This is a genomic window from Zoogloea sp. LCSB751 (genome assembly GCF_002028455.1).
Lineage (GTDB): Bacteria > Pseudomonadota > Gammaproteobacteria > Burkholderiales > Rhodocyclaceae > Zoogloea.
On the sequence record NZ_MWUM01000009.1, the window covers coordinates 65,897 to 86,427 of the forward strand.

A 20,531-nucleotide genomic window follows, 5' to 3' on the forward strand; every position below is an offset into this window, starting at 1 on the left:
TTCAGGGTTGGGTCGGGAAGAAGAGGGCGATGACCGCCGGCGATTCGCTCCGGGCCTGGGCCCGGATGGCGGCAAGCTGCACTGCGTCCATGTCGAGCCGTGCGGCGGCGAGCGGGTCCAGCAGGCCTAGCGCAGTTTCATCCGGCTGATCGAGTTCGTCCGTCGCTAGGATCTGGTTGGCCACGTGCAGCAGCGCGGCCTCGGTGGCATGGGAGCCACCGAGGGCCGGCATCAGTTGGGCGCCGATCACCGTTGCGAAACTGGGTGGCAGGCTCCACGCGGACGCCAGCGCCGCACCGACCTCGGCATGGTTGCAGCCGATGATGGACTGCTCCGCTTCGTGGAGCGGCAGGCCGCTGTCCTGCACCTTTTCGAGCGCCGCCCGACAGAGATCGGGTACGGCCTGGAACATCACCAGATGACCGATATCGGCGAGCAGGCCTTCGATGAACAGTCGTTCCGGGTCGCCGACGCCGAGCCGCTGGGCTGCAGAACGGGCAGCCAGGCCACGGAACACGCAACCCTTCCAAAAGCGCATCAGAGGCATTTGCGGCGGCTGGATCGACGACAGCGCGGAGATGACCGTTGTGCTGAGGATCAGGTCGTGAATCTGCTGCATGCCCATCAGATTAACGGCCCGTACCACGGTCTCGATCCTGCCCGGAAAGCCGTACAGCGCGCTGTTGACGATGCGCAGCACGCGGGCCGTGATGGCCGCGTCACTGGATACCGTTTCGGCCAGTTGCTGCACCGAGCTGTCGGGGTCGTCGAGGATGTCGCGGATACGATGATAGATCGCCGGCAGGCTGGCGAGCTTCTCGACGCAGGCGACAAGTTCCTGAGGGGTGCTCATAGGTTCTGTGGGATGGCGGAGTCGACAAGTTTAACGGCATCTGCCAGCGCCACTTTAGTTGCTTGCCCGTTTTTCGGACTTGGCCTGAGCGTGAAAAAAATCCTGTTTCGATCAGTCACTTGAAGGTATTTCGGGATTTGAGCACAGAGTGGGGAGGATAGGAGAAGAGGTGTGACGACGGCCTTGCTATCCTGCAGAAAACCGACCCGAAGGGCCTGCTGGCAGCGGGGCGGCAATCAAGGAGAACGGGTTTTTCAATGAAGCTACTGAGCTGGAACATTCAGTGGGGGCGGGGCGCCGACGGCGAGGTGGACCTCGCCCGCAGCATTGCGGCGATCCGCATGTTGGGTGAGTTCGACGTGCTGTGCCTGCAGGAGGTGGCGGTCGGTTTTGCCAGCCTGCAGGGGCAGGCGCCGGTCGATCAGGTGGCGGTGCTCGCCGCGGCGTTTCCGGGCTATAGCACCCATTTTGCCGCCGGCGTGGATGTACCGGACCGGGAGGGAGGGCGCAATCTGTTCGGTAATCTGACCTTGTCGCGATTGCCCGTCGGGCAGGTGCTTCGTCACAGCCTGCCACGGCCGCTGGATGCCGGAGTGCCGAGCATGCCGCGGGTGTGCCTGGAGGTGGTGGTCTCAGGGCCGGCAGGGTCGGTTCGGGTGCTGAACACGCATCTGGAGTACTACTCTGGCGTGCAGCGTTCGGCACAGATCGATGCCTTGCGCAGCCTGCAGGCAGAGGTGAGGGAAGGGGAGGAAAGTGCTGCTGCTCTACCGGAGGGCAAGGCCGCAGACGAGGATTCGCCGTTTCGGCGCTGGCCGCGCCCACTGTCGGCCATCATCTGCGGTGACTTCAACTGCGAACCGGGCAGCGAGGCGTATTACCGCATGACGCTGAGCGGGCAGGCCGGTCCGGAATGGGTCGACGCATGGCCGGCCTGTTATGGAGACATCCCCCACCTGAGCACCGTCGGTTTGAACGGCGCGGAGTGGCCGGATCGGGCTTACTGCTGCGACTACTTTTTCGTCAGCACCGACCTGGTGGACAAGCTCGACGCGGTTGCCGTCAATCAGGCTACCGCCGCCTCCGACCACCAGCCGATCATGCTCAACCTGTTGTGAGTCTCTCCGTGGGCCACGGCCACGGGGCCCACGTTCACTCGTCCTTGAGTTCGACCAGCTCGGCCTGGTAACGGAGCGCGTTCTTCACGTAACCGTCGGCGCTGGCCTTGAGGCGGCTGATTTCGTGGTCGGTGAGCTCGCGGATGATCCGCCCTGGCGAGCCACAGACCAGCGAACGGTCCGGGATGACCTTGCCTTCCGGGATCAGGGAGTTGGCTCCGATAAGGCAGTGCTTGCCAATCACCGCACGATTGAGGACGACCGCGTTGATGCCGATCAACGTGCCTTCCCCGACCTTACAGCCATGGAGCATGGCCTTATGGCCAACGGTGACGTCGTGGGCGATATCGAGCGGCACGCCGTCGTCGGTGTGCAGAACCGCGCCATCCTGGATATTGGTGTTTTCGCCGACCGTGATCGGGTCGTTGTCTCCGCGCAGAATCGCGCCAAACCACACGTTGACATTGGGGCCGAGGCGCACGTCACCGACGACGGTGGCATTTTCTGCGATCCAGACCCCCTCTTCCAATTGTGGAGCGCGCTCTCCGAGGCGGTAAATCGGCATGTGTTTTCCTGTTTTAGTTGAGTCTCGGCCGTGCCGCCGAATGGCCGGTCGAAGAGCGCGCCATAATAGCAGGGTGACGGTCCAGTGCAAGGGGAAAGCGTAGTATTTTGATACATTTCCTTTGCTGAAATAAGGGCTTAGCACCGCCCTGAAACGGGCGAAAATGGCCGAAAATGCTTGCCAGGCGTTGAAGACCAGGGTGTCTCAAGAGGGTTTTGGTGTTTTCGATGGAAGGGGATGGAATGGCGGATCTGGATGAACTGACCCGGCTCGTGTGTGCCTTTCGGGATGAGCGGGACTGGTCCCAGTTCCACTCATTGCGCAATCTGATCGTGTCCCTCAACCTCGAAGCGGGGGAACTGCTGGAACTGACCCAGTGGAAGAGTGACGACGAGATCGCCGCGCTGCCGCAGGATCTGTACGGTCGGGAGGCGCTGGAGGACGAGTGTGCGGATGTGCTGCTGTACCTGCTGCTGATCGCGGATCGGGCGGGCATCGACCTGGCGGTGGTGGCCCGTGCCAAGCTGGCAAAGAATGCAGCCAAGTATCCGGTCGACCGATTCCGTGGGTCCCGCCGCAAATACGATGCGCCGGAGTGATCATCGGGGAGGCGGTGGGGCAGACGAGGTGTTAACATCGCGCCCCTGATCTTTCGTTCCCGTCGCCGGGTGCATCCGCCATGCTGAGTTACCGCCATGCCTTCCACGCCGGAAACCACGCCGACGTGCTCAAGCACTTCGTGCTCGTCCAGTTGCTGGAATACTTCAATCAGAAGGACAAGCCCTACTGGTACATCGATACCCATGCCGGTGCGGGGTGTTATTCCCTCGATGAGGCCTTCGCGCGCAAGAACGCAGAGTATGAGGAGGGTGTTGGTCGCCTGCTCGGTCGCAAGGACGTACCGAAGGAACTCAGGGAGTACCTGAAGGTGGTGCGTGACCTGAACAAGGACGATCGCCTGCGTCTGTACCCCGGATCGCCGTGTTGTGCCGCGGCCCTGTTGCGTCCGGATGACCGGATGCGGCTCTTCGAGCTGCATCCGGCCGATAGTCGGCTGCTGCAGCAGACGTTCGAAAGTACAGGGAGTAACGCGCTCGTTCTCGAACAGGACGGCTTTGCCGGCATCAATGCCTTCCTGCCGCCGCCGACCCGTCGGGCATTGGTTCTGATCGATCCGCCATACGAGGTGAAGACCGACTACCGGACGGTGATTGCGATGCTGAAGGAGAGCCTGCGCCGTTTCGCGACGGGCACCTACGTGGTGTGGTATCCGAAGCTGCAGTCGATGCAGTCGCGGGAGCTGCCCGACAAGCTGAAGCGCCTGCCGGTGACGAGCTGGCTGAATGTGGGCCTGGATGTGCACAAGCCTTCGGAAGATGGCTTTGGTATGCACGGGAGTGGCCTGTTCATCATCAACCCGCCGTGGACCCTGCCGGAAACCCTGAAAAAAGTGATGCCTTATCTGGTGGGGGTGCTTGGCCTCGACGATGAGGCCAAGTTCGATCTGGAATACAAGATTCCCTGAACGAAATTCTGCGGGCCTGCGTTTTGACGCGCCGGCCCGCAGAATTTTGCGATCCAATCTTGTTGAAACGCCGTTCCGGCTCTGTGGTCGGAACGGCGTTCGTGCTTACAGCAGGTGCATCTTTTTGGCGGCCGCCGTCAGTTCTTCGCGGAAGTCCGGATGGGCGATGCCGATCAGGGCCTGGGTACGCTGTTTGGCCGTCTTGCCGCGGAGTTGCGCCACGCCGTATTCGGTGACCACGTAGTTGATGTCGTTCTTGCTGGTGGACACGTGGGTGCCGGGTGTGAGGGTCGGCACGATGCGGGAGATGGCGCCGTCTTTGGCAGTGGACGGCAGCACGATGAAGGCCTTGCCGCCCTTCGAGCGATTGGCTGCGCGCACGAAGTCGGACTGGCCGCCGGTGCCGGAGTAGGGGATCGGGCCCAGGCTCTCGGAGCCGCACTGGCCGAGGAAGTCGATTTCCAGCGTCGCATTGATGGCGATGAGGTTGTCGTTCTGGCCAGCCAGGTAGGGGTCGTTGGTGAAGTCCACCGGATGCATTTCGAACATCGGGTTGCGATCCATCCAGCTGTAGAGCTTCTTGGAGCCGAGCGCGAAGGTCGCGACCATCTTGTTGGGCAGGTAGTTCTTGCGGCGGTTGGTGACTGCGCCGGCTTCGATGAGGGTCAGGATGCCGTCGCCGATCATCTCGGTGTGGATGCCCAGATCGTGCTTGTGGGTCAGTTGCATCACCACTGCGTCGGGAATGCCGCCATAGCCGATCTGCAGCGTGGAGCCGTCGTCGATGAGATCCGCGACGTACTTGCCGATGGCTTCCTGAACTGGCCCGATGGTCGGCAGGCCGACCTCGAGGATGGGCTCCTCGTTTTCGACCAGTGCGGTGATCTGGGAAATATGGATGTGGCAGTTACCGAAGGCGTACGGCACGTTCGGATTGACCTCGACAATCACTGCCCGTGCCTTGCGGATCGCGGCAATCGTGTAGTCGGCGGCAATGCCCAGCGAGAAGTAGCCGTGTTTATCCATCGGCGATACTTGCGTGAACACGACTTCGGCCGGCATCAGGCCGCGGTCGATCAGCTGCGGCATTTCCGAGAAATAGCTGGGCGTGAAGTCCACGACACCTTCACGGAAGCCGGGGCGGGTGGCGCCGCTGAAGAAGTAGGCCACGTGGCGCACATGTTCGGCAGTGCTCGGATCGAGGTAGCCGAACTTGCGCACGGACAGGATCTGCGAGACCTTCACGTCGCGGAAGTCGCGCCGGTGCTCGGACAGCGCGCCGAGCAGGGCCGGCGGCTCGGCGACGGCGGTCGGTACGACGACAGTATCGCCGTTATGAACATGACGGATCGCTTCTGCGGCGGTGGTGCGCTTGGCGGCGTATTGCTCCTGGAAACTCATTGGCTTTTCTCCCTTGGTAATCTTTTTAGTACAGATTAGACCACGCTCTTGTGGCCCAAGCTGTACTCGATTGTAAAGCCGGTCCGTACTTTTCCGTATGGGCCGGATCAAGGAAGCGTCGTGAGGTTGCGCTCAGGGGAGCGTCGACGGGTTGCGCCCCAGGCAGGTGCGATGACGGCCGTCCACGCGCTTGGCAAACCAGGCGGTGGTCAGCTTGCGCTGGATCTTGGGGCTCTTGAGATCGATTTGCGGCAGCATTTCCCGCGGCAACCGGGCGCCGGATGTCTCTGCCAGGTTGAAGACCCGTGTGTAGAGCGGGGTTTGGGCGAACTGCCAGGTCTTCTCCTGACGCAGGTCGCGCATGATGTCCGCACGTGACATGCCGAGGCGTGCGGCGATCGTCTGCAGGGCCGTCAGCGTGGTGCTCGGCTCCGTCGACGGAGCGCCATCTACATAGCGCAACAGGTCGCCATCCAGCGCCATGGACCGGCCGCTGAGCCGGACCACCGCATTCTGAAAGGCTACATTCCGGCTGCTGTAACGGCCGGCGTTGAAGTCCGCGAAGCGGTACAGGATCTTGCTGTAGGGCGTAGGGTAGTCGAGCAGGATGGCGATGCCGAAATAGACACCTCCCCGACGGGTGAACACTTCGGAGCGCACGCTGCCCTGGCGGGGGTAAGGATAGGGCTTCTCCCTGACTTGCTCTTCGGCGAAGGCTACGCTGACCTGCATCGGTCCACCGGTGCGTACCGGGTTGTAGCCGCCGAGCAGGGATCTGCCGTTGGGCAGTTCGGAGATCATGTCTTCGAACAGCGCGTTCATCTGCTTTTCCGTCCGCAGGGCGTCGACTCGCGCCTTGTAACTGCGTCCGTCAGGAGAGGTCTTAAAGAAGGCGGTATCGACCAACAGCTTGGGCAGGTGCAGGCGTTCCCGCCGGCTGTCGATCTCCTTCCAGACGATCTGCGACAGGCCGGGTACTGTGGGGTCGGCCTGGAAGCTGGACTCCTGCTCGATGACGGCGATGGCGGCGCAGATATTGTCCGGTGTCGGGGGAATACGTAGCGTCGAGAAGGCTGTAAAGATGTCAGCGGCCCAGCCGTCGCGATCCTTGGCTGTGGGAGGAATGAAGCGCGTCACCAGCGCACGTCCTTCGCGTTCGCCGGGGTAGGTGGCGGGGATGGGAGTTTGAGGTGGTCTGATTGCAAGCGGCGGCGGAGCGGGTGGTGTTGCCGGCACCGCTTGCGGGGTGGGGCGCGGTAGGTCCGGTGCCGGCAGTGGACGTGCTTGTACCGCAGCCTCTACCGGTGGAGGCAGTCGTGGAGAGGGGCGGGACTCTACGGGGGCGTTACCGGTCGCACAGCCGGCGAGTAGGGCGAGGCCGGCTAGCAGTCCGGCCAACGCGGACGACTGATGGATCACGGTTGATCTTTATACGATTCCGTCTCGGCAATGCGGCTCAGGCTGCGGGTGTAGTAGGCCGCATAGCCGAGACCCAACAAGGCCATGATGCCGGTCAGCAGTACCGGGCCTTCGGCTGGCTGGCCAGCCAGCACATTGGTTACAAAGGAGTAGCCGAGCACGGTGGCAGAAGCAAAGCCTCCGATGATGCGGACGATGGCAAAGGTCTTTTGCTGCTTCAGGGTGGGAGCGGGCATGAACGGGAGAGGGCGAAACGGGTTGAGGCCGCGAGGATCGAACTTCTCCTCGCGGACGTCAAGTTGCGCCGATTACAGCAGGCCGCGGCCGAGCCAGTAGCCGCCGGCTGCAATGAGCGCGGAACAGGGAATGGTCAGGATCCAGGCCCAGACAATGCTGCCGGCAATCCCCCAGCGCACGGCCGCGGTGCGGCGCACCGAGCCGACCCCGACGATGGCGCCGGTGATGGTATGAGTCGTGGAGACCGGAACACCCAGCGCGGTGGCAATGAACAGAGTAATCGCGCCCCCCGTTTCGGCGCAGAAGCCACCCACCGGCTTGAGCTTGGTGATGCGCTGCCCCATGGTTTTGACGATGCGCCAGCCGCCGAACAGGGTGCCGAAGCCGATGGCCATGTAGCACAGTACGACGACCCACATCGGGACCGGATCGCCCTGAGCGGTCACGCCGGCGGCGATCAGCAGCATCCAGATGATGCCGACCGTCTTCTGGGCATCGTTACCGCCGTGTCCGAGGCTGTACAGGCCTGCCGACAGGAGTTGCAGCCGGCGGAACCACTTGTCGACCCGGCGCTGGGTCTTGTTGCGGCACACCCATGCGACGATGACGAGGATCAGTGAGCCGAGCACGTAACCGAACAGTGGCGAGAGGATGATGAAGGCGACCGTTTTCCAGATACCCGCGCCGATCAGCGTGCCGGTGTTGCCGGCCTTGGCAATCGCGGCGCCGACGATGCCGCCGATGAGGGCGTGGGAGGAGCTCGATGGAATGCCGTAGTACCAGGTGACGATGTTCCAGGCGATGGCGCCGACGAGGGCTCCGAAGATCAGGTAGTGGTCCACCGCCGAGGGCTCGATGATGCCTTTGCCGACGGTGCTGGCCACCTTCAGCTGGAAGACGAACAAGGCAATGAAGTTGAAGGTGGCGGCCCAGGCCACGGCCTGATGGGGCTTGAGCACGCCGGTGGAAACGACGGTGGCGATGGCGTTCGCAGCGTCGTGAAAGCCGTTCATGAAGTCGAAAAGCAGGGCGACGACCACGAGCCCGGCAATGACCCACAGGCCGATCTGTACGTGTTCCATGGATGCGCTCAGGCGTTTTCGAGCACGATGCCTTCGACGATCTTGGCGACGTCCTCGCAGCGATCGGTGATGGATTCGAGCTGCTCGTAGATGGCCTTGAGCTTCATGACTTGCAGCGCGTCGCGTTCGTCACGGAAGAGCTTGGACATGGCGCCGCGCATGATGCGGTCGGCGTCGGTTTCGAGGCGGTCGATTTCCTGACAGGTTTGCAGGATCGCGCTGGCGTTGTCCATGTTGGCGATCAGGCCGACGACGATCTTGACCCGCGTGCAACAGGACAGGCTGACGTTGGCCAGCTGCAGGGCTTCCGGCGTGATGCGCTGGATATGGTAGAGGGTGGTGCACTCGGCAACGTCCTGGACAGTGTCGAGAATGTCGTCCATGGCGTTGATGAGGCCGTGGATCTCGTCGCGGTCCAGCGGCGTGATGAAGCTCTTGTGGAGCTGGGCGATCGTCTCGTGGGTGATCTTGTCTGCAGCTTGTTCGATCGCCTCGATGTTGGCGATGTGTTGTTCCGCTCCGTCCAGATCCTGCATCAGAGCGACAAGGGCTTCGCCGCCACGGACGATCTGTTCCGCGTGGCTGTTGAAGAGTTCAAAAAAGCGCCCCTCTTGGGGCAGCAGGCGTCCGAACATGTGTGATTGTTACCAGGTGATGACGGTAATTTTTCATTTTATCAGACGCTTGCGACCTTCACGAAGGGTGGTTTGCGGGAGTGTGGGGCGGATGCAACGGATGATGCCCCTACATTCCGTCCGTTCATGGCCGTTCGTTCAACTGGGAATGCCGTGTTTTGGGGAGTCGCTATGCCGCTTGCCTTCAAGACGATGGATGGTCGCTTGCCCAAGGTGCTGAAGTCCGTCATCGGACATGCGGGGCTGGGCGCCGGTCTGACCGCGAGGATCAGGGCGCTGGCCCAGGCCGGGGACGTCTTCAACGTGTCGGATGGTGCAGATGCTGCCTGCTGGGAAGTCGAAGACCGTTCAGGAACGAGGTTCGATCCCGCGGTGGTCGATACTTTCAGGCGCTGCGCGGAGCGTGCAGACTTCCGGGAGCTTCTGGCATCGCCCGATCCGGCGCGGGCGGTCTTTGCGCTGGAGCCTGGGCGATACACGGTATCGCTCGATTGACGCGATACGGCCAAGCGGCCGTATCGCGGGGTGGTGCCAGTCGTGAAAACGCTGGAGATCATGGCCGACGAGGTCGACCGGGCCATCGACGCGCACTGCTTTGCAGCGCTCAAGGAGATTGTCGACGGCCTCGGGCTCGAATGAAGGCGGAACGCGTCAGGGCTTCGGCTTACGGGGCTTGAAGCCGCCACCGTCGCGGTTGAAATTTCCAGCATCGCGGTTGAAGCCTTCCTTGCGGAAGGGCTTCTTGGGAGGAGCACCGCGACCACCGGGACCTGGACGACCGCGCTCGCGGCTGGCTTCCTCGGGACTCGCCAGCCGGATGTTGAGCGGCTGTTGGCGGACCCGCGCCCGGCGCAGGATCTGGATCACATCGTTGGGCAGGTCAGCGGGGAGTTCGACCGTGCTGTAGTCCTCGAAGAGATTGATCTGGCCGATGAAGCGGCTTTCGATGCCGGCCTCGTTGGCGATGGCGCCGACGATGTCCTTCGGAGACGCCATGTGTTCGCGGCCCACGTCGATGCGGTAGCGCGCCAGCTTGCCTTCGGCAAAGTCGCGGCGGCGTTCGAGGATCTGACCGCGGTTTTCGCGGGGCTCGCGCGGGGCGCGGGGTTCGGGTTTGCCGGAGGCGAGCTGGGCGATGTCGGGCCTGCCGGTGTCGGGCATCTGCAGTGGGCGATCCTTTTGGGCCAGGAAGGCCAGTGCGGCAGCGATCTCGTGGATGCTGACGTCGTGCTTTTCTTCCATGCCGGCGATTACGTCGAGGAAGAAGCTCAGGTCCTCGGATTCCAGCACCTCGGAAACCTGTTGCTGGAAGGCCGCGACACGCTTGTCGGCGACGGCTTCACGGCTCGGCAGCTTGAGCAGTTCGATCGGCTGGCGGGTGGCGCGCTCGATCTGGCGCAGCAGGTGGTTTTCACGCGGGGCGACGAAGAGGATCGCGTTGCCGGCGCGGCCGGCGCGGCCGGTGCGGCCGATACGGTGCACGTAGGCTTCGGTGTCGTAAGGGATGTCGTAGTTGATGACGTGGCTGACGCGCGGTACGTCGATGCCGCGGGCGGCCACGTCGGTGGCGACGACGATGTCGAGGGTCTTGTTCTTGAGCTGTTCGATGACCCGTTCGCGCAGCTGCTGGGTCATGTCGCCATTGAGACAGGCTGCGGCGTAGCCGCGGGCTTCCAGCTTTTCCGCCAGCTCGACGGTGGCGGTTTTGGTGCGCACGAAGACGATCGCGGCGTCGAAGTCGTCTTCGACTTCGAGGATGCGGGTCAGCGCGTCGAGCTTGTGGGCGCCGGCGATCTGAAGGAAGCGCTGGCGGATGGTGGAGACGGTGGCGGTGGCCGCCTTGATCTTTACTTCCTTCGGCTCGCGCAGGTAGCGGTGGGCGACCCGGCGGATGGCGTCCGGCATGGTGGCCGAGAAAAGGGCAGTCTGGCGCTCGGCCGGGATGTGCTCGAGGATCCATTCCACGTCGTCGATGAAGCCCATGCGCAGCATTTCGTCGGCTTCGTCGAGAACCAGCGTGGTCAGGCCGTCGAGGTTGAGGCTTTTGCGCTCGATGTGATCCATCACGCGACCGGGCGTGCCGACCACCACGTGGGCGCCGCGCTGCAGCTGGCGGAGCTGGACGACCATGCTCTGGCCGCCGTAGATCGGCAGCACGTGGAAGCCCGGCATCTTGCTGGCGTAGCGCTGGAAGGCTTCGGCCACCTGGATAGCGAGTTCGCGGGTCGGGGCGAGTACCAGCACCTGCGGGCTACGTTTGCCGATGTCTACGCGGTCGAGGGCCGGTAGCGCGAAGGCTGCGGTCTTGCCGGTGCCGGTCTGGGCCTCGCCGAGGATGTCATGGCCGGCGAGCAGGTGCGGGATGCAGGCCGCCTGGATGGGGGAGGGGGTTTCGTAGCCGATCTCGGCGAGGGCCTCGAGAATCGGGGCCTGGAGGTCGAGCTGGTCGAAGCGTTCGATGGAAGCAGTCATGGGGGCGGGACGCGGGCCGGGTGATGGGTGAAGCGGTCTTGGGCCCGGAAAAAGAAGCGGCTTCAAGAGGAAACCACGATTTTACCGGAAGCGCACCCGGCCGTCCCGTCGCCCCATCACGCTTTGTTTACGGTTTTAGCATCCTGACCGAAAAGAATCTTCCTCGATTCGTCGTCTACCGTCGGCGTCTTGTTGATGCTTTCGGCGAGCGCGTAGGCGCGGAGGGTGGCCGGGCGCTGGCGAATGGACTCGAACCAGCGCTTCAGATTGGGGAAATCCTCGAGGCGCTGGCCCTGGCGCTCGTGGGGCACGATCCATGGATAGCAGGCCATGTCGGCGATTGAGTAATCCGCGCCGGCGATGAAGTCGCGGTCCTTCAGTTGCTTGTCGAGGACGGCATACAGGCGGGCGGTCTCCTTCACATAGCGTTCGATGGCGTAGGGCAGGGGCTCGGGCGCGTACTGTACGAAATGGTGGTTTTGCCCGGCCATCGGTCCGAGGCCGCCCATCTGCCAGAACAGCCATTGCAGTGTGGCGATGCGAGTGCGCGGGTCGGATGACAGGAACTGTCCGGTCTTCTCGGCCAGATACACCAGGATGGCGCCAGACTCGAAAATGGAGATCGGCTCACCGCCGTCTGCCGGTGCCGTGTCGACGATGGCGGGGATGCGGTTGTTGGGCGCAATGCGCAGGAAGTCCGGCTGGAATTGCTCGCCTTTGCCGATATTGATCGGGTGGATCCGGTAGGGTATGCCGCTCTCTTCCAGAAACAAGGTGACTTTGTGGCCGTTGGGCGTGGTCCAGTAATAAAGGTCGATCATCTCGCGGTTCTTTCAGGCGGAAGGCCGCCGTTCGTCAGCCAGGACCCAACCGGCGTCGAGCGCACGAATCGGTACGCCGGTGTCGGTGGGGATGCGTCCGCTGAGCTGTAGCTGCAGGTAACGCATGCAGGAGACCCGCAGGAAGGAGCTGAAGTTCGCATGTTCGTCGAGTCGACCACTGGTGCTGAGCTCGTCGTACAGCCGGCTGACCAGTTGCGGCACGCTGAGGCCGTCCCGTTCGCCGATTTCCTCCAGCACGTTCCAGAACAGATTCTCCAGGCGCAAGCTGGTGGCCACGCCGTGCAGGCGGATCGAGCGGCTGCGGCCGGCGTACAGCTCGGGGTCGGCGTTGATGAAGATCTGGCACATGCTGAATGGCTCCGTGAACGGGGACGCTCCCGTCAAGCCATTCTAGGCCTGACGGGAGCGTTGTGCTGGGCGGGCTCAGTGCGTGATGCGGGTGCCAAGCACGGCCAGGAACTGGGCGATCCAGGCCGGGTGGGCCGGCCACGCCGGGGCCGTCACCAGATTGCCGTCGGTGATGGCCTGATCCACCGGAATGTCGGCATAGGTGCCGCCGGCCAGTTCCACCTCGGCACGGCAGGCTGGGTAGGCGGAGCAGGTCCGTCCTTCGAGCACGCGGGCGCCGGCCAGCAATTGCGCGCCGTGGCAGATGGCGGCCACCGGCTTGTTGGCGGCGAAGAAATGGCGGACCGCTTCGACGACGGAGGGATAGAGGCGCAGGTATTCCGGTCCGCGTCCGCCGGGCACCACCAGCGCGTCGTAGTCTTCCACGCGGATGTCGGCAAAGGTCGCATTCAGGGCAAAATTGTGGCCCCGCTTCTCGGTGTAGGTCTGATTGCCTTCGAAGTCGTGAATGGCGGTGGCAATGGTGTCGCCGGCCTTCTTGTCGGGGCACACGGCGTGCACCGTGTGGCCGACGGCGAGCAGGGCCTGGAACGGCACCATGGTTTCGTAGTCTTCACAGAAGTCGCCACAGATCATCAGGATTTTCTTGGGCATGCCTGTCTCCTCGGGGGTGGGTGGGGGTGCAGGAAGTGTGGCGACGGAATATGGGGCGCGGGTGGTAACCGGTTACCACGCGTCCGAAACACGGTCCGGTATCGGGGTTCGATGCGGACAACATGAACTTGTGGAAAGGACTGACTTGATGGATTTCGTAATTGTTCCGCCGCCTGCGGCTGTGGTGCCGGTTGTCGGCAGGGATACCCGGTTCCCGGTGCGCCGAGTGTATTGCGTCGGGCGCAACTATGCCGCCCATGCGCGCGAAATGGGTTCGGACCCGACGCGGGAGCCGCCGTTCTTCTTCTGCAAACCGGCTGATGCGGTGGTGCCGGTCCTCCAGGGGGCAACGCTCGATCTGCCTTATCCGCAGGCGACCGGCAATCTCCATTACGAGATCGAACTCGTTGTGGCCATCGGCAAGGGGGGCACAGACATCCCGGTCGAAGACGCCCTGTCCCACGTGTGGGGTTATGGCGCAGGTCTCGACATGACGCGCCGCGATCTTCAGTTCGCCTTGCGCGACAAGGGGCGTCCGTGGGAGCTGGGCAAGGCTTTTGATCGGTCTGCACCCATTTCCCCGCTGGTGCCGGCAACGGCGGTGGGGCATCCCGGCAAGGGCGAGGTGTGGCTGAACGTGAATGGGCTGCCCCGCCAGCGGGGAGATGTGTCGGACATGATCTGGTCGTTGGCGGAGATCATCGCCAACCTGTCTTCCTACTTCCGGCTGGAGCCGGGCGATCTCATTTTCACGGGGACGCCGGAAGGGGTTGGCCCCGTCGTGGCTGGCGATCTCATCGAGGCCGGCGTGGAAGGCGTCGGAAGTCTGGCGGTGCGGATCGTCCAGCCTGAATGAAGAGGGCGGCACCGTCTGGTGCCGCCTCTCTCACTCGGAGCGCAGCGCGTCGGCCCAGCAGTTGGGCGTTTCGAACAGGCGTACGCGTTCAAGACGCAGATGGTTGCCGTAGCTGTCCCTGTAGAGCGGATCGAGGATGCGGAAGGCTTCGGCGGCCAGGTTCTCGGCGGTCGGTACCACATCGAGAATGACCGTCTTGTGGCCGGGCATGCTTTGCAGAAAGGCTACGACGGCCGTGTCGTGGCGATAAGCCAGGAAGGCGTGGTCCCAGACGTCCACGATGTGTTGTTTGGCAATGGCCTTCACGTCGGCAAAGTCCATCACCATGCCGTTAACCGGGGTGCCGGCAGCCTCGATGATGTCGCCGGAGAGCGTAATCTCCAGTCCGTAACGATGGCCGTGCAGGTGCCGGCATTGGCTGGCATGGTCGGGGATGCGGTGGCCCGCGTCGAATTCCAGGCGGCGCGTGATACGCATGGGGAGCACCGGGTTAGCAAAAAAGGTCCCGTATTATACGCGCCTCGTTTTTGGAGCCGGATAGTGCCATGAACACCAGGCAGCAGATGCTGACCGTAACGGATCACAATCGCAGCTACATCGACATGACTTATGTCTATCCGGTCGTGTCCAGGCGGGCGAAGGGCGTTTCGGTAGGAATCAACCTGAACCCGAACAATGCCTGCAACTGGCACTGCGCCTATTGTCAGGTTCCCGGGCTGGTCCGTGGTGCGGCGCCGGCGATCGACGAGGCGCTGCTGGTGCGCGAACTGCAGGGCTTTCTGCACGAACTCATTCACGGCCGGTTCATGGCCGAGCATGTGCCGGAAGAGGCGCAGGTGATTCGCGATATCGCGTTCTCGGGTAACGGGGAGCCGACGAGTTGTGCGACTTTCTCGAGCGTCGTGAGGCAGGTCGTGCGGATCCGCGATGAAGCCGGGCTGGCGTGCGTGCCGATCCGTCTGATTACCAATGGCAGTCAGGTGGACAAGCCCGATGTACAGGCAGGCCTGAGCCTGCTCGCTGAAGCGGGTGGGGAGGTGTGGTTCAAGCTGGATGCGGGAACGCAGGCCGATATTGCGCGGATCAATGGCGTCAGCATCCGTCCCGCGTCTCACGCGCGGCGATTGGCTCTATGTGCGTCCTTGTGCCCGACATGGGTGCAGACATGCATGTTCCGTTGGGATGACAAAGCTCCCACCACGGAATTTGTGGATGACTATCTGGCGTTGCTGGAACAGGCGGGACTCACTCCCCTGAAAGGGGTGTTGCTGTATGGCCTGGCCCGACAGTCGTTTCAGCCTGAGGCTGTCCATCTGAAACAGCTCAGTGCTGTCGAACTCGAATCGATCGCCGGCAGGCTGAGGCAGAAAGGGCTGGCTGTGACAGTCAGCCCTTGAGGCTCGTAGCTGCTCAGTGAGCGACGCGCTCTTTCTTCTTGGCGCGGGCTTCCTTCTTGAGCGTCTTGAACAGATCGGGGTTGGTGGACTTCAGGTACTCCACCACTTCGACGTCGTCCTTCTTGATCTTGCTGATGTCTACTTGCTCGATATGGACCAAGCGCAGCAGGGCCTGAACAGGGCGCGGAATGTTGCGGCCGCTTTCGTAGCGGGAGCCGCCGCTCTGGGTCACACCGATCTTGGACCAGAACTGGGACTGGTTCAAACCGAGCTTACGGCGGATTTCGCGCACATCAACTTTTTCAGTGGTCTTCATTTTTTGCCATCCTCAAGGGGTTGTTCACTCTGTCAGTCTTAACAACAGACTAGCTGCTGTCTGATATAACTTTCGTTATATGTCGGAAAGTATAGATCACTACTCGCAACACATACAACGCCATATTTGCATGGACTAGGGTTTTCCACAGCAATTTTTCGTGACATGGCACACATCGTTACGGAAAAACTCAGAGGGCTGCACGCCGCGGCGATATCCGTTAAGATCACGGGTTTCCCATATCCTCATCTTCTTAGAAGTCAAGATGGCGCTCATAGTTCAGAAATATGGCGGCACTTCCGTCGGTAACCCCGAGCGGATCAAGAACGTGGCCAAGCGGGTCGCGAAGTTCCAAGCCCAGGGACACCAGCTGGTGATCGTCCTGTCCGCCATGAGCGGCGAGACCAATCGCCTGATTGCACTGGCCAAGGAAGTCAGCGCGAATCCCAGCCCCCGTGAGCTCGACGTGGTGATCTCCACCGGCGAGCAGGTCACCATCGGCCTGCTGTGCATGGCGCTCGAAGAACTGGGCATCAAGGCGCGCAGCTACACCGGTGGCCAGGTGCGCATCCTGACCGATGACTCCTACACCAAGGCGCGCATCCTCGACATCGACGGAGACAACATCCGCCGCGATCTGGATGCAGGCGCAGTCGTGGTCGTCGCGGGTTTCCAGGGCGTGGATGAGGCCGGCAACATCACCACGCTGGGCCGTGGCGGTTCCGACACCACCGGCGTTGCGCTGGCGGCGGCGATCAAGGCCGACGAGTGCCAGATCTATACAGACGTGGATGGCGTGTACACCACTGACCCCCGCGTTGTGCCGGAAGCCCGCAAGCTGGACACCATCACCTTCGAGGAAATGCTGGAAATGGCCAGCCTGGGCTCCAAGGTGCTGCAGATCCGTTCCGTGGAGTTTGCCGGCAAGTACAAAGTGAAGCTTCGTGTTCTCTCCAGCTTCCAGGAGGAAGGTGAGGGCACCCTGATTACCGTTGAGGAAGACAAGAACATGGAACAGCCGATCATCTCCGGCATTGCTTTCAATCGCGACGAAGCCAAGATCACCGTGCAGGGCGTGCCGGACAAGCCGGGCATCGCCTACCAGATCCTCGGCCCGGTGGCGGATGCCAATATCGATGTGGACATGATCATCCAGAATGTCGGCCACGACGGCACCACCGACTTCTCCTTCACGGTCAGCCGCGGCGACTTTGACAAGACCATCAAGATCCTCGAGCAGGTCCAAGGCCACATTGGTGCCCGTGAGATCAAGGGCGACCGCACGATGGCCAAGGTGTCCATCGTCGGCGTCGGCATGCGCTCCCACCCGGGCGTCGCGTCGCGCATGTTCCGCACTCTGGCCGAGGAGGGCATCAACCTGCAGATGATCTCCACATCCGAGATCAAGATCTCCGTCGTCATTGACGAGAAGTATCTCGAACTGGCCGTGCGTGTGCTGCACCGTGCGTTCGGTCTGGAACAAGCGTAATCTTGATTTGACGAAACGCAGCTCATTGTCTATAATGCGCAGCTCTTGACGGGAGAGTTGGCCGAGAGGTCGAAGGCACTCCCCTGCTAAGGGAGCATGCGAGCTAAAACTTGCATCGAGGGTTCGAATCCCTCACTCTCCGCCAAGAAAACAGATAAGCCCTTGAGAAATCAAGGGCTTTTTTGTTCTTATAATTCGGCGGTGTGCCATCTGTGTTGCCACTCGGCACAAGCACCCCGCGGGAGTTGCGGTGTCTCTTTCGAAATGCGTTGACTCCCTGCACGCTGAAGAGCTCTGTGACAATTGAACGGCTCCCGGCCGATCCTTTCCTGAGCAGGATCTTCACTATTAACGCTAGCCGTTAGTGTTCTGCCATGATTACGTCGTTCCACAACGAGCAGACCGAGTCCATCTGCAAGCGTCGTTCTTACCCCGTCTTGACGCCTCAGACCTTCAGTCCCTCCAGGCTCTCGTTGACCGCAGACAGGTCAAGGGGCCTGAACTCGAAGTCCTGCCCGCACCACGCCCACATGGCGTGATGCTCGCGGTGGTTCGGGTCGAGAATGGCCTCCAGGAAGTCGGCGTAGCGCGGTGTGCCGCCTACGTCTTCGGGTGGAGCGGCGTTGGCGCCGTCCAGGCAGAGAGCGCTCGCCGACAGGATGGGATCCGGCTGATGGCGTTTCTCCATTTTGATCCGGTGTTTCCAGTGATCCCCGAAGTCATAGAGGTACGTGAATGACTTCAGGCCCCCCAGTGCCGTCTTGAGCGGGATGCGCGGCTCGGAACGGGGCAGGTCGCCCCAGTCGATCTCCGGGTCGGGGATGCCGTAGCGCTCGCCGGCAATCTCGAATTCGTGCAGATGCCCCACCCCAGCCCATGACGCACTGGATCACGGGTGGAGCCGGCTGAGGGTGATGGTGATCGATTCGGGAACGACGATCCGGCGCCAGACTCGCGGCCACGATCGCTGCCTTGAGCTCGGGGCTACGCCGAACATACGGTCCACGCCGCCCACCTTCGTTGCTCAAAGAGTTGGGATCAAGACAGGAGAGGAGCGACGCTCACGTCAATCTGGGGGGCCTCACCAAAGAGCCGCATAACCGGATCCAGGAGATTGCGCGTCGAAAGCTATGGATGCTCCACGCATCGCCATTCTGCGCTGCACGGCGAGCGTTTGATCCCGGCCATGGCCGGGATCACTCGAAACTCGCCTCAAACACAAAATTTCTGACGCTTCTGGACTACGACAGCCAACGCATCATCTTCATTTGAGAGGGGCGTGAGCGGGTTGCGGTGCTTCAAAAGGGTCGGTGTCAGTCGATGGAGAACAACCTGGCGGCGTTGTCATGCAGGAGCTTGTCCAGTAATGCGTCCCTGAAACCCAGGCGCTGGAAGTCGTCGATGCTCTGCTGGATAGGGCGGAAGGGGTAGGACGAACCGAACAGCAGCTGATCCGCGAGGAAGCCGTTGGCCGCATCCACGTAGGCTTGGCTGCCGGCGATGAAGAGGTACATGTCCGGTACCAGGTGGATGTTCTCGTAGCGGAAGGCGACGCCGATCGCCTGCTGTACGTTGGGCCAGTAGCCGTGATAGCAGACGATGGGCAGGGTGGGGAAGGCTTGCGCCACGCGGGCAAGGGCGGCGGGATCGTTGAAGCGTGGGTCCGGGGTTGTCGGGCCCGTCATCAGAAACACCGGTACCTTGAGCTGGGCGCATACCTCGTAGATTGGAAAATAGACAGGATCGTCGGCGTGGCGGGCCGGTTCGCCGAAACCGGGCTCGATATCGATGCCGGCGAGGCCCAGATCGCGGATGGCGCGTTCGGCTTCGTCCACGGCGGCGTGGCCTTGCAACTGCGGGTCTACGCCGGCGATGCCGAGAAGTTCGTCGTGTCCGTCGGTGATCCGATGGATGAGATCAATCGGCAAGTGTTGGCCAGGCGTATGACGGCCGACCACAACGGCCTTGCTGAGGCCGGCATCGCGGACTTCCGCGAGGAAGCCCTCGGGCGTCCGGGAGCGGGCGTAATGCTCGTCGTTGCCCCGGGTGCCGACGCGACGGTTCAGCCAGCGGGCGGTTTCATTGGCGGCGCTCCCCGGCGTTGCGCCAAAGAAATCGTGCAGGTACGCGGGACGGCAGCGCATGTCGATGACGCGGGTCATACAGTTACCTTTTCAGCAGCGTTGGAATTGACGGTCCGGGCGTCGAAGGGGCCGCCGGTCATGACATGATCCTGGATGGTGACCGGCTTCTTGCCCGGCAGCAGCGGGAAGACCAGCTCCGCGAAGCGATAGGCCTCTTCCAGGTGCGGGTAGCCGGACAGCACGAAGCTGTCCACGCCCAGGTCCGCGTATTCCTTCAGACGGGCGGCCACGGTCTGTGGATCGCCGACCAGCGCGGTGCCGGCGCCGCCGCGAACCAGGCCGACGCCGGCCCACAGGTTGGGGCTGACTTCCAGACTGTCCCGGCGCCCGCCGTGCAGGGCGGCCATGCGTTGCTGGCCAACCGAGTCCATTGCCGCGTAGCGGGCCTGGGACTTGGCGATCGTCTCGTCGTCGAGGCGGCTGATCAGGCGCTCGGCGGCGGCCCAGGCTTCTTCGTTGGTTTCCCTCACGATCACGTGCAGGCGTACGCCGTAGCGCAGCTGACGTCCGTGCCGCGCGGCCCGTTCCCGCACATCGGCGAGCTTTTCCGCAACGGCGGCCGGTGGTTCGCCCCAGGTCAGGTAGGTGTCGACATGCTCGGCCGCCAGTTCGTGGGCGACGGGCGAGGAGCCGCCGAAGTACAGGGGCGGGTAGGGGCGTTGGACGGCCTCGAAGAAATTCCTGGCGCCTTCCACCCGGTGGTGCCCACCATGGAAATCGACGGTTTCCCCCTGCAGCAGACGCCGCCAGATCGCCAGGAACTCGGAGGCCTCGGCGTAGCGCGCATCATGGTCGAGGAAGATGCCGTCACCCGCCAGCTCGGTCGAGTCGCCGCCGGCCACCACGTTGAGGAGCAGGCGGCCATGGGTAGCCTGGTCGAGGGTGGCGGCCATGCGCGCGGCGGCCGTCGGCTTGGTGAGGGCGGTGCGCAGGGCGACCAGCAGTTTCAGGCGCCGGGTCGCGCCGGCAATGCTGGCGGCGGTCACCCAGGGATCGAGGCAGCCACTTCCGGTGGGAATCAGGATGCCGTCGTAGCCCAGGTTGTCGGCGGCCACGGCGATTTGCTGCAGGTATTCCTGGGTGACCGGCCGCCCGGTATTGGATTTACCCAGATAGCGGGTGTCGCCCGAGGTGGGCAGAAACCAGAAGATGTCGAGACTCATGACAGTCCTAATGGG

General features: G+C 62.7%; 23 protein-coding genes and 1 tRNA gene. 8 read left to right on the forward strand and 16 right to left on the reverse strand.

What is annotated here, in order from left to right; all coding sequences use genetic code 11:
• Position 1: 1 nt before the first annotated feature.
• On the reverse strand, positions 2-853 hold the full coding sequence (locus B4920_RS12260) for an HDOD domain-containing protein (protein WP_079434973.1): 852 nt from the start codon (positions 851-853) through the stop codon (positions 2-4).
• Between the two features lie 257 nt (positions 854-1,110).
• Between B4920_RS12260 and B4920_RS12265 the strand changes: the two genes are divergently transcribed.
• On the forward strand, positions 1,111-1,971 hold the full coding sequence (locus B4920_RS12265; protein ID WP_079434974.1) for an endonuclease/exonuclease/phosphatase family protein: 861 nt from the start codon (positions 1,111-1,113) through the stop codon (positions 1,969-1,971).
• 34 nt (positions 1,972-2,005) lie between these two features.
• Here the strand turns inward: B4920_RS12265 and B4920_RS12270 are convergent, their stop codons facing one another.
• Entirely contained in the window at positions 2,006-2,536 is a 531-nt protein-coding gene (locus B4920_RS12270; protein WP_079434975.1) for a gamma carbonic anhydrase family protein, read from the reverse strand.
• 242 nt (positions 2,537-2,778) lie between these two features.
• On the opposite strand from B4920_RS12270, the gene B4920_RS12275 reads away from it, so the two are divergent.
• Entirely contained in the window at positions 2,779-3,135 is a 357-nt protein-coding gene (locus tag B4920_RS12275; RefSeq protein WP_079434976.1) for a nucleotide pyrophosphohydrolase, read from the forward strand.
• An 80-nt stretch (positions 3,136-3,215) separates the two neighbouring features.
• Positions 3,216-4,061, forward strand: coding sequence for a 23S rRNA (adenine(2030)-N(6))-methyltransferase RlmJ (locus B4920_RS12280; RefSeq protein WP_079434977.1), 846 nt, complete (start codon positions 3,216-3,218; stop codon positions 4,059-4,061).
• A gap of 105 nt (positions 4,062-4,166) precedes the next feature.
• On the opposite strand, the gene B4920_RS12285 is transcribed toward B4920_RS12280, so the two are convergent.
• The 5 genes from B4920_RS12285 to B4920_RS12305 all read right to left on the reverse strand — a co-directional run bounded on the left by B4920_RS12285 (position 4,167) and on the right by B4920_RS12305 (position 8,835).
• The gene (locus B4920_RS12285; RefSeq protein WP_079434978.1) at positions 4,167-5,462 is read right to left on the reverse strand and encodes an acetyl-CoA hydrolase/transferase family protein; all 1,296 of its coding nucleotides are present in this window, start codon (positions 5,460-5,462) and stop codon (positions 4,167-4,169) included.
• A gap of 132 nt (positions 5,463-5,594) precedes the next feature.
• Positions 5,595-6,599: a DUF1615 domain-containing protein gene (locus B4920_RS12290; RefSeq protein ID WP_216819856.1), complete on the reverse strand. Its 1,005-nt coding sequence runs from the start codon at positions 6,597-6,599 to the stop codon at positions 5,595-5,597.
• 278 nt (positions 6,600-6,877) lie between these two features.
• Positions 6,878-7,117 (reverse strand): hypothetical protein, encoded by a 240-nt coding sequence (locus B4920_RS12295; protein WP_079434979.1) that lies wholly within the window; start codon positions 7,115-7,117, stop codon positions 6,878-6,880.
• A 72-nt stretch (positions 7,118-7,189) separates the two neighbouring features.
• Positions 7,190-8,200 carry an inorganic phosphate transporter gene (locus B4920_RS12300; RefSeq protein WP_079434980.1) on the reverse strand — a complete coding sequence of 337 codons (1,011 nt, stop codon included), beginning with the start codon at positions 8,198-8,200 and terminating at the stop codon, positions 7,190-7,192.
• Positions 8,201-8,208: 8 nt separating this feature from the next.
• Positions 8,209-8,835 carry a DUF47 domain-containing protein gene (locus B4920_RS12305; RefSeq protein WP_079434981.1) on the reverse strand — a complete coding sequence of 209 codons (627 nt, stop codon included), beginning with the start codon at positions 8,833-8,835 and terminating at the stop codon, positions 8,209-8,211.
• Between the two features lie 171 nt (positions 8,836-9,006).
• On the opposite strand from B4920_RS12305, the gene B4920_RS12310 reads away from it, so the two are divergent.
• Positions 9,007-9,330, forward strand: a complete 324-nt coding sequence (locus B4920_RS12310; protein ID WP_079434982.1) for a hypothetical protein — start codon at positions 9,007-9,009, stop codon at positions 9,328-9,330.
• A gap of 156 nt (positions 9,331-9,486) precedes the next feature.
• Here B4920_RS12310 and B4920_RS12315 read toward each other — a convergent pair whose 3' ends face one another.
• From B4920_RS12315 to B4920_RS12330, 4 genes are all read right to left on the reverse strand, one after another.
• Positions 9,487-11,307: a DEAD/DEAH box helicase gene (locus tag B4920_RS12315; RefSeq protein WP_079434983.1), complete on the reverse strand. Its 1,821-nt coding sequence runs from the start codon at positions 11,305-11,307 to the stop codon at positions 9,487-9,489.
• Positions 11,308-11,423: 116 nt separating this feature from the next.
• Positions 11,424-12,128, reverse strand: coding sequence for a glutathione binding-like protein (locus tag B4920_RS12320; protein ID WP_079434984.1), 705 nt, complete (start codon positions 12,126-12,128; stop codon positions 11,424-11,426).
• Between the two features lie 12 nt (positions 12,129-12,140).
• Complete coding sequence (locus tag B4920_RS12325; RefSeq protein ID WP_079434985.1) at positions 12,141-12,497, reverse strand: ribbon-helix-helix domain-containing protein; 357 nt, start codon at positions 12,495-12,497, stop codon at positions 12,141-12,143.
• Positions 12,498-12,572: 75 nt separating this feature from the next.
• Positions 12,573-13,151 (reverse strand): DJ-1/PfpI family protein, encoded by a 579-nt coding sequence (locus tag B4920_RS12330; protein ID WP_079434986.1) that lies wholly within the window; start codon positions 13,149-13,151, stop codon positions 12,573-12,575.
• A gap of 148 nt (positions 13,152-13,299) precedes the next feature.
• Here B4920_RS12330 and B4920_RS12335 point away from each other — a divergent pair, with 148 nt between their 5' ends.
• The gene (locus tag B4920_RS12335) at positions 13,300-14,007 is read left to right on the forward strand and encodes a fumarylacetoacetate hydrolase family protein (RefSeq protein WP_079434987.1); all 708 of its coding nucleotides are present in this window, start codon (positions 13,300-13,302) and stop codon (positions 14,005-14,007) included.
• 30 nt (positions 14,008-14,037) lie between these two features.
• Here B4920_RS12335 and queD read toward each other — a convergent pair whose 3' ends face one another.
• Positions 14,038-14,484, reverse strand: coding sequence for a 6-carboxytetrahydropterin synthase QueD (queD, locus tag B4920_RS12340; RefSeq protein ID WP_079434988.1), 447 nt, complete (start codon positions 14,482-14,484; stop codon positions 14,038-14,040).
• A 68-nt stretch (positions 14,485-14,552) separates the two neighbouring features.
• On the opposite strand from queD, the gene B4920_RS12345 reads away from it, so the two are divergent.
• Positions 14,553-15,404, forward strand: coding sequence for a radical SAM protein (locus tag B4920_RS12345; RefSeq protein ID WP_079434989.1), 852 nt, complete (start codon positions 14,553-14,555; stop codon positions 15,402-15,404).
• A gap of 13 nt (positions 15,405-15,417) precedes the next feature.
• On the opposite strand, the gene B4920_RS12350 is transcribed toward B4920_RS12345, so the two are convergent.
• Positions 15,418-15,720, reverse strand: a complete 303-nt coding sequence (locus B4920_RS12350; protein ID WP_079434990.1) for a DNA-binding transcriptional regulator — start codon at positions 15,718-15,720, stop codon at positions 15,418-15,420.
• Positions 15,721-15,985: 265 nt separating this feature from the next.
• Between B4920_RS12350 and B4920_RS12355 the strand changes: the two genes are divergently transcribed.
• The gene (locus B4920_RS12355) at positions 15,986-17,209 is read left to right on the forward strand and encodes an aspartate kinase (protein WP_079434991.1); all 1,224 of its coding nucleotides are present in this window, start codon (positions 15,986-15,988) and stop codon (positions 17,207-17,209) included.
• 51 nt (positions 17,210-17,260) lie between these two features.
• Positions 17,261-17,354 (forward strand) — tRNA-Ser (locus B4920_RS12360).
• Positions 17,355-17,654: 300 nt separating this feature from the next.
• Here the strand turns inward: B4920_RS12360 and B4920_RS12365 are convergent.
• From B4920_RS12365 to ssuD, 3 genes are all read right to left on the reverse strand, one after another.
• On the reverse strand, positions 17,655-18,077 hold the full coding sequence (locus B4920_RS12365) for a plasmid pRiA4b ORF-3 family protein (RefSeq protein ID WP_088179455.1): 423 nt from the start codon (positions 18,075-18,077) through the stop codon (positions 17,655-17,657).
• Between the two features lie 445 nt (positions 18,078-18,522).
• Entirely contained in the window at positions 18,523-19,371 is an 849-nt protein-coding gene (locus B4920_RS12370; RefSeq protein WP_079434992.1) for an amidohydrolase family protein, read from the reverse strand.
• The gene (ssuD, locus tag B4920_RS12375; RefSeq protein ID WP_079434993.1) at positions 19,368-20,516 is read right to left on the reverse strand and encodes an FMNH2-dependent alkanesulfonate monooxygenase; all 1,149 of its coding nucleotides are present in this window, start codon (positions 20,514-20,516) and stop codon (positions 19,368-19,370) included. Before ssuD ends, B4920_RS12370 begins: the two co-directional genes overlap by 4 nt.
• Positions 20,517-20,531 lie beyond the last annotated feature (15 nt).

Bases quoted from the DNA above. Each gene is read 5' to 3' on its own strand.
- B4920_RS12370 (WP_079434992.1), bottom strand. From the start codon at position 19,371: ATGACCCGCGTCATCGACATGCGCTGCCGTCCCGCGTACCTGCACGAT.
- B4920_RS12310 (WP_079434982.1), top strand. From the start codon at position 9,007: ATGCCGCTTGCCTTCAAGACGATGGATGGTCGCTTGCCCAAGGTGCTG.
- B4920_RS12325 (WP_079434985.1), bottom strand. From the start codon at position 12,497: ATGTGCCAGATCTTCATCAACGCCGACCCCGAGCTGTACGCCGGCCGC.
- B4920_RS12315 (WP_079434983.1), bottom strand. From the start codon at position 11,307: ATGACTGCTTCCATCGAACGCTTCGACCAGCTCGACCTCCAGGCCCCG.
- ssuD (WP_079434993.1), bottom strand. From the start codon at position 20,516: ATGAGTCTCGACATCTTCTGGTTTCTGCCCACCTCGGGCGACACCCGC.
- B4920_RS12295 (WP_079434979.1), bottom strand. From the start codon at position 7,117: ATGCCCGCTCCCACCCTGAAGCAGCAAAAGACCTTTGCCATCGTCCGC.
- B4920_RS12330 (WP_079434986.1), bottom strand. From the start codon at position 13,151: ATGCCCAAGAAAATCCTGATGATCTGTGGCGACTTCTGTGAAGACTAC.
- B4920_RS12270 (WP_079434975.1), bottom strand. From the start codon at position 2,536: ATGCCGATTTACCGCCTCGGAGAGCGCGCTCCACAATTGGAAGAGGGG.
- B4920_RS12335 (WP_079434987.1), top strand. From the start codon at position 13,300: ATGGATTTCGTAATTGTTCCGCCGCCTGCGGCTGTGGTGCCGGTTGTC.
- B4920_RS12320 (WP_079434984.1), bottom strand. From the start codon at position 12,128: ATGATCGACCTTTATTACTGGACCACGCCCAACGGCCACAAAGTCACC.
- B4920_RS12280 (WP_079434977.1), top strand. From the start codon at position 3,216: ATGCTGAGTTACCGCCATGCCTTCCACGCCGGAAACCACGCCGACGTG.
- B4920_RS12355 (WP_079434991.1), top strand. From the start codon at position 15,986: ATGGCGCTCATAGTTCAGAAATATGGCGGCACTTCCGTCGGTAACCCC.
- B4920_RS12265 (WP_079434974.1), top strand. From the start codon at position 1,111: ATGAAGCTACTGAGCTGGAACATTCAGTGGGGGCGGGGCGCCGACGGC.
- B4920_RS12305 (WP_079434981.1), bottom strand. From the start codon at position 8,835: ATGTTCGGACGCCTGCTGCCCCAAGAGGGGCGCTTTTTTGAACTCTTC.
- B4920_RS12275 (WP_079434976.1), top strand. From the start codon at position 2,779: ATGGCGGATCTGGATGAACTGACCCGGCTCGTGTGTGCCTTTCGGGAT.
- queD (WP_079434988.1), bottom strand. From the start codon at position 14,484: ATGCGTATCACGCGCCGCCTGGAATTCGACGCGGGCCACCGCATCCCC.
- B4920_RS12260 (WP_079434973.1), bottom strand. From the start codon at position 853: ATGAGCACCCCTCAGGAACTTGTCGCCTGCGTCGAGAAGCTCGCCAGC.
- B4920_RS12285 (WP_079434978.1), bottom strand. From the start codon at position 5,462: ATGAGTTTCCAGGAGCAATACGCCGCCAAGCGCACCACCGCCGCAGAA.
- B4920_RS12300 (WP_079434980.1), bottom strand. From the start codon at position 8,200: ATGGAACACGTACAGATCGGCCTGTGGGTCATTGCCGGGCTCGTGGTC.
- B4920_RS12345 (WP_079434989.1), top strand. From the start codon at position 14,553: ATGAACACCAGGCAGCAGATGCTGACCGTAACGGATCACAATCGCAGC.
- B4920_RS12350 (WP_079434990.1), bottom strand. From the start codon at position 15,720: ATGAAGACCACTGAAAAAGTTGATGTGCGCGAAATCCGCCGTAAGCTC.